General features: G+C 39.4%; 10 protein-coding genes. 5 read left to right on the top strand and 5 right to left on the bottom strand.

Annotation, left to right across the window (positions count from 1 at the left end; genetic code table 11):
* Nucleotides 1-27: 27 nt before the first annotated feature.
* A complete protein-coding gene (locus tag LX92_RS18780; RefSeq protein ID WP_109653928.1) occupies nt 28-708 on the top strand; it encodes a DUF2461 domain-containing protein in 681 nt (226 codons plus the stop codon).
* Here LX92_RS18780 and LX92_RS18775 read toward each other — a convergent pair.
* The 4 genes from LX92_RS18775 to LX92_RS18760 form a co-directional block, all read right to left on the bottom strand.
* On the bottom strand, nt 697-1,107 hold the full coding sequence (locus LX92_RS18775; protein ID WP_109654128.1) for a glyoxalase: 411 nt from the start codon (nt 1,105-1,107) through the stop codon (nt 697-699). The two genes, LX92_RS18780 and LX92_RS18775, sit on opposite strands and share 12 nt — an antisense overlap.
* Before the next feature lie 133 nt (nt 1,108-1,240).
* Nucleotides 1,241-4,270, bottom strand: coding sequence for a WD40/YVTN/BNR-like repeat-containing protein (locus tag LX92_RS18770; protein ID WP_109653926.1), 3,030 nt, complete (start codon nt 4,268-4,270; stop codon nt 1,241-1,243).
* A 60-nt stretch (nt 4,271-4,330) separates the two neighbouring features.
* A complete protein-coding gene (locus LX92_RS18765) occupies nt 4,331-5,098 on the bottom strand; it encodes an outer membrane lipoprotein-sorting protein (RefSeq protein ID WP_109653924.1) in 768 nt (255 codons plus the stop codon).
* Nucleotides 5,099-5,309: 211 nt separating this feature from the next.
* Nucleotides 5,310-6,602, bottom strand: coding sequence for a dipeptidase (locus LX92_RS18760; RefSeq protein ID WP_109653922.1), 1,293 nt, complete (start codon nt 6,600-6,602; stop codon nt 5,310-5,312).
* A 192-nt stretch (nt 6,603-6,794) separates the two neighbouring features.
* Between LX92_RS18760 and LX92_RS18755 the strand changes: the two genes are divergently transcribed.
* The gene (locus tag LX92_RS18755; RefSeq protein WP_109653919.1) at nt 6,795-8,579 is read left to right on the top strand and encodes an ATP-binding protein; all 1,785 of its coding nucleotides are present in this window, start codon (nt 6,795-6,797) and stop codon (nt 8,577-8,579) included.
* A gap of 187 nt (nt 8,580-8,766) precedes the next feature.
* Nucleotides 8,767-9,852: a hypothetical protein gene (locus LX92_RS18750; RefSeq protein WP_109653918.1), complete on the top strand. Its 1,086-nt coding sequence runs from the start codon at nt 8,767-8,769 to the stop codon at nt 9,850-9,852.
* Between the two features lie 619 nt (nt 9,853-10,471).
* Here LX92_RS18750 and LX92_RS18745 read toward each other — a convergent pair.
* Entirely contained in the window at nt 10,472-11,335 is an 864-nt protein-coding gene (locus LX92_RS18745) for a sigma-70 family RNA polymerase sigma factor (protein WP_109653916.1), read from the bottom strand.
* A gap of 180 nt (nt 11,336-11,515) precedes the next feature.
* Between LX92_RS18745 and LX92_RS18740 the strand changes: the two genes are divergently transcribed.
* Entirely contained in the window at nt 11,516-12,025 is a 510-nt protein-coding gene (locus LX92_RS18740) for a DUF6155 family protein (RefSeq protein WP_109654125.1), read from the top strand.
* Nucleotides 12,026-12,294: 269 nt separating this feature from the next.
* Complete coding sequence (locus tag LX92_RS18735) at nt 12,295-13,806, top strand: DEAD/DEAH box helicase (RefSeq protein WP_109653914.1); 1,512 nt, start codon at nt 12,295-12,297, stop codon at nt 13,804-13,806.
* The last annotated feature ends 31 nt before the right edge of the window (nt 13,807-13,837 follow it).

Genomic DNA, 13,837 nt, shown 5'->3' with positions numbered 1-13,837 from the left:
AGCTTAAAATAACCCCAGATAAGTCGTATGCAAAACGCAGTAATTACTAAAGAAGTGTTTTTATTCTTAAAGGAGTTGGAGCAAAACAACACGAGGGAATGGTTTACCGAAAACAAAGACAGGTTTAAAGCACTGCAGTCCAGCGTAAAGGATGTTTTAGGTGTCCTTATGGAAAAAATGAAACAGCATGATGATATTGAAAAGATGAAAATGTTCCGTATTTATAGGGATGTCCGTTTTTCAAAGAACAAAACACCGTATAAAACACATTTGGCCGGTTCATACGCTAGGGCAGGGGCAAGATTACGAGGTGGATATTATGTACATATAGCCCCTGGGGGAAGTTTAATTGCCACAGGATTCTGGAACCCCGAGAAGGAGGACCTATTGCGTATTCGAAAAGAATTGGAATTGGATGCCGAGGAATTCAAAGCAGTGATTTATGAACCAAAATTTAAAGGAATCTGGGGAAATCTAGTAGGTGAGGAGTTGAAAACGGCTCCAAAAGGGTTTGATAAGGAGCATCTGGATATAGCCCTGATCAGAAAGAAACAATTCATTTTTATCCGAAAATTTACGGATAAGGAAGTACTTTCAAAGGATTTTGTCAATACGGTGGATGAATCGTTTAAGGTTATCCGTCCTTATTTTGACCTAATGAGTGATATTTTAACAACCAATCTCAACGGGGAATCGCTATTGGACTAAGGTAGGGATCTCAAAAACCTGCATTTGGCTTTTAATACGTTCGATGACCATATGCATCATGCGTTTGTTGAGGGCCGAGGAATTTTTTATGTAACCTTCATATTCTTCAACCGTAAATTGACCAATGATCATCCCTTTTAGGGAATTCCGGAATTTAATATCCTTATGGATGGAATTTTCGATATAGAGCAACTTATTCTCCAAACTTAGTTCATGGTACCTATTTTTGTGTTTGATGATATAGTTTTGAAAAACAGCCAGTAAAAGATCGTTCTGAAGTTTAATTATAGGACGCATGGTTCGGTTCTGGAATTGTTCATCAGTACTCATTGATGGATTCACTTTAGCCGACAAAACCTGTGGCCGTATACGCAAAAGATTATGGGACCTGTCACTCATGTTCCGAAGTTTTAATAAAGATACCTGTTTCAATATCTTCTTCGCACTCCCCTTGTTTAAGTTTTTAACGGGGTTATAAACAAAAAAGGTCATTGGTAAACAACCAATGACCTTTTTAATATGATACGTTCTGCTAATTGTGCTCCAAGAATTCTTCAAACGTCATTATATCAAGGGGTTCTTTGGTCTTGAACTTTTTCTTCAATTTTATGAAATCCAATTTTGCAGCTTCAAATTTTTCAGCGATGATACTAAGGTTTTCCACCTCGGATGATGTTGGCTTATCATAGTTATCGGCTAATTTACTATAGAGATCGGCCATTTTTTCGCGCAATTGCGGTTCGGCGGAACCCACATAATTATCACCTGTGGTTATGACCAAAGTTTCTTTGAGGTCAATTAATTTACCGGCCATTTTGGAATTCTTATCGAGCTCTGATTTGGTTATCATTTCATCCAATTCATATACCAGATAGGCCAATTCCTGGGTCATGTCATACATTTTCATGGTGGTCTTGTTCTTAAATTCCCTTTCTTCGGCCGTTAATGGGGAATTCGTATCATAGATCAATTCAAAAGTATGTTCAAAGGTTTCCTTTCCTTTGGTCATAACCGCTTTGTACGAACCCGCAGGAACGGATGGGGACGTAAATCCACCGAAAGAAAATGTCTTTCCCTTGGCAATTTTGGGTTGTTTTATTTTTCCGTTCCAGTTTACAATATTGATTCCCTTCGATTTTCCAGGACCCAACTCAATAACGGTATTACCTTCCATATCCTGAATCTCCATATTCATTTTCCCAAACGTATGCCTTTTCTTAAGGAAATACTTTATTTGGGCATCTTTGGTTTTGTTACGCCCCACGAATTGTGTTTCTGTTCCGAAATTGCCGGAAAAACTACTTTCTTCGTGAATAACGGTAGGCTTGCTGGCAAAGAAATGTACGTTCTTGTTCAATACTTCTTCGTTGATTTCCCTAAGTGGGGAAATATCGTCAATAATGATGACGCCCCTACCGTGGGTACCCATAACCAAGTCATTGGTCTCTTTCTGTAATTCAATATAATGAACAGCTACCGATGGCATGTTATTGGTGAATTTTTTCCAATTTTTTCCACCATCCATGGTGATATACAGCCCAAATTCTGTCCCTAGGAACAATAAATCGGGATTTACATAATCTTCTTGGATATTTCGGACAATACCAACCACATCCGCTGTGATGATACTCTTCCAGGTTTTTCCAAAGTCGGTCGTTTTATAGGTGTAAGGATGCATATCATTTTGGGTATGCCCCTCAAAAACAGCATAGGCCGTTCCCTTATTGAATACACTGGCTTCTATGTGGTATGTCCATGTGTTTTTAGGAAGACCGGTAATATTCACAACGGTATTTGTCCATGATTTTCCTCCATCTTGGGTTACCTGAACATTGCCATCATCCGTACCTACCCAAATCACATCCCCATCAAGAGGTGATTCCGCTATTGTAAAAATGGTAGTATGGTTTTCTGCCCCGGAATTATCCTTGGACAATCCTCCTGAATCCTCCTGTGCCTGCTTGGTAGGGTCATTCGTGGTTAAATCGGGTGAGATGATTTTCCAAGTATCCCCCATATCTTCCGATTTGTGCAGGAATTGACTTCCCATGTAAAAGCGATCTGGTTGATGTACACTGATAGCCATAGGGGCATTCCAATTGAATCGCAGTTTGGCAATACCTTTGGAGGGTAGGGGCTGAATGGTTTTCGTAAGGTTTCTATCCACATCAATACGCCAAACATTCTCCGCACCCTGCATTTCGGAATAGATAATATTTTTGGTTGGATGTTTTAAGACCCGGAAGCCGTCACCATATCCCACAGAATTCCAATCCCGGGCCGCTACGCCGCCTGGGGAGGAGGAGGGCCCATACCAAGAACCGTTATCCTGTAGGCCTCCATATACATTGTATGGGGTTTCATTATCCACACTTATGTGGTAAAATTGTGATAATGGAAGGTTTTCCACAATTTCCATATTGGTACCACCATCCCAAGAACGATAAACACCACCATCGGTACCGACGTACATAATATCGGAATCCTTAATACTAAAAGCGATATCATGAATGTCGCTATGCATATTCCCAAGGGCCTTGAATGTTTTTCCTCCATCCCTGGAGATAGAACCACTAAGGCCACCCTTGACAATCACATTTTCATCACGGGGATTTACGACAATCCTTGAAAAATAAAATGGTCTAACCGTAATACCAAAATCATTGTTCAATTGTTTCCATGAATTTCCAGCGTCATCACTTCGATATAAGCCTTTACGTTCATCTTTTTCCGCCTCGATTACGGTATATAATACTTTAGGATTCGAAGGAGCCACGGCAATCCCCAATCTTCCTAATTTTCCGGAAGGAAAACCGTTGTGTATTTTGTTCCAAGTCGCACCACCATCAGTTGATTTGTATAAGGCACTATTATCACCCCCTGACTCGAAACTCCAACCCGTACGTCTAAATTCCCACATCGAGGCATAGAGTACATTGGGGTCAATGGGGTCCATGATCAAATCGGCACAACCGGTTTTAGGATTTACGTATAACAATTTTTTCCAAGTTTCCCCCGCATCCAATGATTTATAGACACCCCTTTCTTCACTATCGCCCCAAAGTGCTCCCAAAACGGCAACATAAACTTCCTTCGCATTTTTTGGATTGACTATGATATTGGCGATACGTTCAGATTTGTCGAATCCTAGTTTTTTCCAATTGGCCCCTCCATCTATCGACTTATACAAACCATCACCCAAGGAAACACTATTTCGGGTCCACGTTTCCCCAGTCCCTACATATATAGTGTTATCCGGGTCATTGGGGTCTAAGGCTACCGCCCCTATTGATTGGCAATAATCATCGAAAATTGGGTTGAAGGTAGAACCCGCATCGTTGGATTTCCATACACCACCACCTGCAGTCCCTGCATAAATTATCCTATTATTGGTCGGATGCACTTCCACATCGTTGATTCGTCCGCTCATAAGGGCCGGACCAATATGCCTAGCGGTCATATCACCGAACAAGGCTTTACCGTCGTTATTCTTGTCTTGTGCATTTACTGAATACAGTCCGACCAGGCCCCAAAGGGCCACTAGGGATAATAGTTGTTTCATTTAAAGATGGTTTTAGATAAAAAAAGCCCTTAAATAAAGGGCTTTTCAATGTTGTGGTTATTATTTTTCCTCTACTGCCATCACCTCTGGAAATGTGAAGGAGGATTCTTCCACTGTGGGATTCAAGACAATGGATTCTATGGTTAAGGGACTACCGGGTTGACCTTTTACCCCTTGGGTCATTGAAAAAGGAAAATACAGTCCATCGACTTCCTGATAATCACTAAAGGTCACTTCTTGTACCATTCCTTTGGCCTGACCTGACTTAACTTCGGATTGCACGGCGATAGGCACAAAGTTCTCCGTATCAAAATAATAAAATGATACATCTTCTTCCTTTTTACCGTCTACTGTAATAGGTTCCTTGGTCAGTTTTATTTTAAAGGTCTCCGTACCATCTATGGTTTCATTGCCCAATAATTCCACGGTATACCCTTTTTCCTTATAATCTATAAACGAATCAGGGAAGTCATTGGAGTTCAATTTAAAATTGGCCGTAGCCTCTGCATCACTTTTTTCTGGTTTCATGGTCATAAAATTGTGGCTCCATAAAGTTTCCCCATCAAAAACACCCTGCTTTATTTCTTTTCCTTGGAAGTTGATAATGGTCATTTGTTTACCATCACTAAATTGTAGGATTTCCAAAGGAATTTCCATTCCCTGTTGATTGATTTTTGCAACCATCTTAATACCCTCTACACTTTTAAGCTTATCCAATCCACCGATATTTTCGAAATAATTATCAAGGATCTCATCGGCGGTTTGTGCGCTTAAGGGTGCAATACAAGTAATGGCTAATATTGCAATACATAGTTTTAGTGTTTTCATTCTTTGAGTTTTTATTTTATTGTTTGATTAGTATCAAATATAATGGGAATGTTACATTATTTTTATTCTTATCACGAAAATTAACAAGAATTGTCCTAATGATTCCCTAGTCTCAATTAACAAATACGTCTAATTAACCTACACGAAGCCTTCTTTTGTCTATTGGGTAAAAATGTAGCCCATCCTACCTTATATAAAGGTGTAATTTAAATTATTGTTCTTTATTCAACGCAATCGCAACTTCCTGAACTTGATCGAGTACCCTTAATAAATTACCGCCCCATAGTTTTGCTATCGCTTCCTCGGAATACCCCCTTTTTACAAGTTCTGCGGTTACATTCATGGTCTCTGAGGCATCTGACCATCCTTCGATTCCGCCCCCACCATCAAAATCGGAACTGATACCCACATGGTCGATCCCTATTAAATCGACCATATAATCGATATGATCCACAAAATCGACGACACTCACATCTTCCGGAACATCGGTTTTGGTTTTGGCCAATTCGGTTCCAATATCCATTACCTTCCGATAATTGCTGAAAAACTCCTCTTTCTGGGTTTCGGTCAAATCCTTTATTTGGGACCTTTCATACCAAGCTACCCCCAATGAATCCGCAACTTGGGCATATATATTCTTCATATAGGAGGTACGTTTATCGTTCTTTTCGGTATTCAGGTAAGATCTAAAGGCAACGGTTTGTACCACACCTCCATTTTCTTTCATCATCAAGAGTTGCTCATCATCCAAATTACGACTGTGGTCACAAAGGGCCCTAGCCGATGAGTGGGAAGCGATAATAGGTGCTTTGGACAATTGGATCATCTGGATTATCGATTCCTTTGACGGGTGTGAAACGTCGATCATAATGCCCAATCGGTTCATTTCCTTAACCGCTTTCCTGCCTAATTCACTTAAACCATTGTGAAGCCATACACCATCAGCCTCCCCGGTGTTCGAGTCACAAAATTGGCTGTGGCCATTATGGGATAAGGATATGTATCTGGCCCCCATATCATAATAGTTTTCGAATTCAGAAAGATCTTCACCTATAGGGTACGCATTTTCAACACCGATCATGGCCACTTTTTTTCCAGATGCCACAATTCTACGTACATCATCTGAAGTGTACGCCAACTCGATCTTATCCGGGGCAATTTCCTCACATAACCTATGAATGGCATCAAATTTGGCCATGGCGTTTGCCTTTGCCTTGGCATAACCTTCTGCGTTCAATGAATCTTGACCTGTGTAGACAATAAGCCAGGACACATCCAAGCCACCTTCTTCCATCTTTGGTATATTTACTTGTGTATCAAGTCTTTGCGAATAATTGATTGCATTGGTGAAATCATTGACATTGATATCGTTATGGGTGTCTATCGTAATGACCTTATCATGGATTTCCTTGACCGCATCTTCACCATCAACCCCCACTTTTTTTTGGTTATTCCCGCAAGAGAGTAGCGTTAAAAGACTGCTTAGGTAGACAAGATGTTTCATAGGATGGATTTTATACCTACAAATAAAGCAATTTGACAACATAATAGCCTACTTCGGGAACAATAAATTGGCTGGCTGACCAATAATGGACAATTTTAAAGTCTAGTTAAGGGAATGATGATTCCTTGATTACCGATAAATTAATTAGAGACCTTTTATTTTAGAATTATATGAACCCAAATCCCATGCTCCTTGAAAGCTAATAAAATACTATCATATTTATCCAATTTGGAATCGTTACTGAAGGATTTCTCCTATGAAGAGTTGAGTGTCAATGAAGGCTCGGACTTAAAGAGGAAATTTGAATCGTTCAAAACCAGTTTGGAGGATAAGTTGTACACCCCCTCCGTGAACCGGAATATGGGAAACTTCGAATCCAGTGAAGAAAGGGTGCTGTTGAAAAATAAGGTTTCCAAACCAAAAAACAGTATAAGTGCCTCAAAACTCATTGCGACGGTAAGCCATGATATGAGAACCCCCTTAAACGGTATTATCGGTTTCAGTGATTTGCTAAAGGAAGGGGAACTGTCAGAAAACCAACTGCAAAAAGTGGAAGCTATCCAGAATGCCTCTGACACACTTATGGGAATTGTGAACGAGCTGCTTGAGTATTCCAAATTATCACAAGGTTTGGAGGCTATTGAACAAAGGGACTTTAATTTCCCAAATGTTATCCAAAATATAGAATATCTCTGTAATACGCTGATAACAAAGCCAAACGTATCTTTTAAGGTAACGGTTGAACCTGGAATTCCAAAAATACTGAAAGGCGATCCGAGTAAACTGTCCCAAGTATTACTCAACCTACTCGGCAATTCGATAAAATTCGTTGAAAAGGGAGAGATAAAACTCGCCATAACCCAAAAAAGGCTTAGAAATGACAAATTGATCCTTGCCTTTAGCGTATCGGATACCGGTATCGGCATAGCCAAGGAGCAGTTAGGTCACATTTTCGAATCCTTTACACAAGCAACCAACGACACCTTCTTAAAATATGGTGGAAGTGGTTTGGGGTTGACCATCGTAAAACAGATAATAGAATTATTGGGCGGACAAATCGAAGTCTCGAGTAAACTTGGAAAGGGAACAACATTTGATTTTGAAATACCTTACGAAAAAGGAATTGAAAGCAATATTGATAAAAAATATACAGATACCGTTATGGTATCCAAAGCCATAAAGCAGGTAAAAGGAATGCATATTGTCGTTTTCGAAGACAATAAAATGAATCAACGATTGATCGAGTTACGACTTTTAAAATGGGGCTGTAAAGTATATATCACGGATAATGGTCCGCAAGGGCTTGACTATATTGCCAAAAACAAGGTGGATGTAATCTTGATGGATCTAAGGATGCCCGATATGGATGGTTATGAGATCACCAAGAGAATAAGGGCCAATGCCAATAACTACGTCAATGAAATCCCCGTAATAGCCGTCAGTGCCGATTTTAGCCTAAGTGAAAGAAAAAATGGAGAGGCGATCGGGTTAAATGATTTTATACTTAAACCCTTCAATTCCCAGGAACTTTTATTGAAATTAATAACCCACGGTTATAAAGCCAAAGGTTCCAAAACAACACTGGCATCAAAACCCAAGGATTCAACCGCGCAAGATAAACTACCAAACGCCTGTCTAGATACCATGCTCGAAGAATGTATGGGTGATTATGGCTTTCTAAGTGAAATGGTTCGCTTATTCAAACAGAATATACTTGAATTCATAGGGGCTTATTGTGTACATATGAAAAATGCCGATTGGGAAAACCTATCCTGTGCAGTTCTTAAAATAAAGCCTGGGGTAACCTTGTTACATGCAAACTCCCTGATGGTCATTCTTGAAAGATTACAGGCCATCGTACAATCTCCTACCGCTAAGGATATTAAGGAGATGCAGAAATTGCAACTATCCTTTATCAAGGAACATGAATTGGTCATACAAACCATCGATTCGGAAATGGCGAAACTTGGAAAATAGGATATGAACATTCAAAAAATAAAAGTCAAACAGAATAAGACCAAAGTTGAACTATCTATTACTGACATATAAAACCGATTTACTTTTCTTAGTTCCCAAACTACATGAAAACCTGTTATGGGATCTTTCCTTATTGATAGTGACCCTTACGGCACTATACTTTGTTACGATCCGATTCTTAAACAAAATGAGCGTTTCAATACAAAGGAAGATTGAAAAAGACCATAAACTGGAATCACAAGGACATTTCCCTTTTTCCATCAACCCACATAATTTTTCCCAAGTTGGACCAAAATCAGGTAAGCCCTATAACAATTGGGGTAGACAGAATAAAAAAAGCCTCAATGCCCTGCATACCGAAACTACCCATTTAAATGTTGACTTTTTACCTAAAGTAGTCGACAAGGACAAAATTGGGAATTCAGCAACGAAGGCTTCCATTTCATCAAATACCTTAGGAATCAATGAGGACGAATTGACATTTTTACCCTTGGTCATCGATGATGGGAGCGCTATCACTGGCAATCCAGAATCAGGTACGGAAGTCAATAATCCCAAAAAGGCCCTCCATGATGGTATGGAATGGTTTGCGATAGATGCGGATACGGACTTGGGCTCCCTATTAAAGTTTATTTCCTTGATCCCTGATGATAAGAATGGTTTAAACGAACCTGACCAGGAACAGCATGAATCACTTGATATTTCAACAAGACTTCCCAACCCTATATTATTTGACGGAAAGGCCTTTGTAAATAGGCGTTTACTTGAGGATATCGAAGCATTTGGTGATTGCCGCGAAATTCCTTTACTCAAGGAACTACGATTAAAAGTGAAGAACGAAGCCATGATAAACAGAATAGAGGGGATTATACATGAATTCACCATACGGGAAGCCAAGGCCTCCCAAAGGAATATTCGAAACTATTTGGAGGAGGAATTCAACCCTTTTAGTGTTTTTGAGGATCTTTTCCGTAACTGTGACGTTGAGGCAAAACTTATTTTAATGGATATGATCGTTGACGTAGGCGATAAAAAAGAGATCAACTTTTTAAAGAAGCTTAGTAAAGATCCGCATGCTGAAATTCGCACAAAGGCCATTTCAGTACTACAGGGTCTGGAAAATAAGATTTTCAAGGAAAGTCTATCCTTTGATCTATCAGAAACTTTCGATATTCTTTCTCAGGAACGTCTGACGAACCAACAGGAACTATTCAAAGCGTGGATTGAACGGAACTCATCAATCCTGGATGTGATAAAAAGATCTTTCCGATAACTTCCTTTTGGCTTCCTGCCACACATCATTTGGACGAAATTTTAGCAATCCTTTTTACTTTTAAATGCTCCAATTGAAAAAAACGGACCTTTATGCCGGTCCACCAAATGATAAAATTCTCGATGAACGGCAACACCTGAATTTTACTGGATTTGCTATTCCATCAAAAATGCAATTTTGACAACATATTTTTTTTGTTTCACCACAATTTATTGCGCCATGGCCCCGTTATCAATATGTTTACTATATAAATAATAACCCAAATCGCTTGCTTATTGCAGCTATAACTTAACTTTAAATCACATGCTATACGATACCTACGGGGAGGAGTATTTAGCTTTCCTCCAAGATCTGAACGAAATTTTAAGTATCAATGAATTAGTAGAATTGGATTATATGTAATCTTTTTCGTTAACCCCATAAACCCCTAAAACCTTACGCATTATGGCAAATAGAAACGCAGATAACGCAGCTTACATGAATTTTATCGAGAATTTGAATGAAATCTTGGTAGACATCAATGTTAGTAAATTAAGCTTTTCCTAGAGAGCTGATTAACCATAAAAAAAGCCCTGGCGATAACGTCAGGGCTTTTTTTATTGCCATTTATTCCCTTTGGCTATCCCAAATAGGTTTTTAATAATTTACTTCTGGAATTGTGACGTAACTTTCTTATGGCCTTTTCCCTTATTTGACGAACACGCTCCCGTGTAAGATCGAAAGTTTGCCCAATTTCGGCCAAGGTCATCGATTGTTGGTCCCCAATACCATAATAGAGTTTAACCACATCAGCCTCGCGAGGGGATAAGGTTTCAAGGGCCCTATTGATCTCGGTATTCAGTGACTGTTGCAATAATAGCTTATCGGGTCTTGGTGATTCCCCAGAACGGAGTACATCATAAAGGTTCGAATCCTCACCCTCACGAAGTGGAGCATCCATGGATACATGTCTTCCTGAATTCTTAAGGGACTGTTTTACCTCGGAAACCGTCATTTCAAGCTCTTTGGCTATTTCCTCTGGGGATGGTGGCCGTTCATGGGCCTGTTCCAAATAGGAAAAGGTCTTCTTGATCTTATTAATGGAGCCAATCTTGTTCAAAGGAAGCCTTACCACCCGTGATTGTTCTGCCAAGGCCTGCAGAATTGATTGACGGATCCACCAGACCGCATAGGAGATAAATTTGAACCCACGGGTCTCATCGAAACGTTTAGCGGCCTTAACAAGCCCTAAATTACCTTCATTGATCAAATCGGGTAATTTTAATCCTTGGTTTTGGTATTGTTTTGCCACAGAAACGACAAAACGTAAATTGGCTATGGTCAATTTTTCAAGGGCAATTTGATCACCGGCCCGAATACGCTGTGCTAATTCTACTTCTTCCTGGGCATTGATCAATTCGATTTTACTGATATCCTGCAAGTATTTATCCAGTGATTTTGATTCTCTATTGGTTACCTGCTTGATAATCTTAAGTTGCCTCATATATATAGTTCGAGTTTAAAATTCAACATTCTACAAGTCTTCATAATACATTAATATTCTGTCTTTTCCAAAAGATTCCGTGAATGTTATACAGAATTTATGACAAGTTTTGGAATTAAAGCTCAACTGGACAGGTATTTTACTATTGCTTGGTGTATTTTTGAAATTCAAGACAAGAAGATGAGTAAAAGAGCCCTAAAGAAATATGTGACGGAACTTAAAAAACGGGAGTTGGAAGAGCAGCTTCTTGATCTTTATACCCGGTTTCCTGTGGTGAAAGAATATTACGACTTTATCTTTAATCCGAAAGAGGATAAAATGGTGCAGGAAGCCAAAGCTAAAATCTCCAATGAATATTTCCCTTTAAAAAGAAAAAGACCCAAAGCGCGACGTTCTGTGGCCCAGAAATACATCAAGCATTTTATGAAGTTGGGGGTAGAGCCCCATTTAATCGCCGATGTAATGTTGTATAACCTCGAAATCGCCCAAACTTTTTCCTTGGAGCGCAATGTGCCCGAGTCCTTTTTCAAGAGTATGTTGAATTCGTTCACCGAAATGGTTCAGTTCATTTCCTTAAATGGGCTATTGCCCAATTATAAGGAACGCATTGTCAAAGTATATAATTTCACACAAGACAACCATTGGTGTTTCCAAGAAGGCTTTTCCAGGGCCTTGGATATCCTGGACTGATTTGTAGGGCATTATTTCCGGATAGGAAGAAACAATCCACATCCTTCTTGGTCTTACTTACCCAGAATCAGTTGGCCAATAAAGTTTTGCGGACTTACATTGTACGTATAGTACTGTTTATCCACAGGTTACAAGACGCCGTTCTATATTTTTCAAGGATTTATGTCCTTAAATTTCGTGCAGGTTTTTATTTCTCCTAATTTTGCAAAATTGGGCTTTGCCGTAACGCCCATCAAAATAGAAATGTAGAAAATCACAAATCGACCTGTTTGGAAGTACAAAAAAATACTAAAGAAAAAACACTTTACGATTATCAGTTAGAGGACCTCAATACCATATTCAATTATTTGGAGGAATCCCCCGACAATGTTAATCTACTATACCAATTGCCTACGGGTGGGGGGAAAACGGTGGTTTTCTCAGAAATCGCAAAGCGATATATATCCAAAACCCAAAAGAAGGTCGTTGTCTTAACGCACCGTATAGAATTAAGTCAACAAACCTCCCGAATGCTTCATGGTTTTGGGGTCAAGAACAAAATCATCAATAGCGAGGTCAAAGAATTGAATGACCAAGATGATTTCATGTGCTTTGTGGCCATGGTAGAGACCCTTAACAACCGATTACAGGATGAAAAAATAGAAATCAATAATATTGGGTTGGTGATTATCGATGAGGCCCACTACAATTCTTTCCGAAAATTATTCAAATATTTTGAACATGCGGTTATTCTCGGAGTTACGGCTACTCCACTAAGTTCGAACATCAAACTTCCCATGAAGGACAACTATCAAAAGTTGATTGTTGGGGAATCCATAGAATCATTGATCAAGAGGAGATTCTTGGCCAAGGCCAATATGTACAATTACGATGTTAGTCTTCAGGGGTTGAAATTGGGTATCAATGGGGATTATACCGTAAAATCCTCTGATGAACTCTATGGGAACCAAAGTATGTTGGGCAAGCTTCTGAATGCCTATAATGAGATTTCCAAAGGAAAGAAGACACTTATTTTCAACAATGGTATCAACACCTCGATCTATGTGTATGAGACCTTTAAAAAAGCCGGACTCCCCATTCGGCACCTAGACAATAAGAATACTGCTGCGGAACGACGCGAAATATTACAATGGTTTTCCGAAACACCGGATGCCATACTTACCTCGGTGAGTATCCTGACAACGGGTTTTGATGAACCCACTGTTGAAACCATTATGCTCAATAGGGCCACACGTTCACTGACCTTATATTTTCAAATGATTGGTCGTGGATCTAGGGTTTTACCGAACAAAGAGGAATTCACTGTAGTGGACTTGGGGAACAATATTGCCCGTTTTGGACTTTGGAACGCCCCTATAGATTGGCAGGAAATTTTCCATTTTCCTGATTTCTATCTCGAAAACATTAAGAATGATGAGGAAATTGAACGGGAATTCGTTTATGAGATGCCGTCTGAACTCCGCAAGCAATTTGCGAAATCGGAAAATATCGAATTTGATATCAAGGCCGAATACAAAAAAGTATTTGCCCAAGGCTTAAAATCCAAGGTCGTTTTGGAAAATAGTATTGAGCAACATGCCCAAATTTGTGTCGAGAATGCCGAGGATGTTTTTGATGCCCGTATATTGGCCAAGTCTTTGAAAGAGGAAATCGCCTATCGGGTACGCCAATATTCCTACTGTATTATGAATAATACCAAAAATTACAAAGAGTGGTTGGAAGAAGATTACGAACGTAAATTGCGCTCTAAGATTTCAAAGATGTTCGCTGAAAGAATGTGATTTTAAGCATACATTCGCAGCGTTCACTGGA

The organism is Maribacter polysiphoniae, assembly GCF_003148665.1.
GTDB lineage: Bacteria > Bacteroidota > Bacteroidia > Flavobacteriales > Flavobacteriaceae > Maribacter_A > Maribacter_A polysiphoniae.
This window is presented reverse-complemented; position numbering and strand designations above follow the sequence as displayed.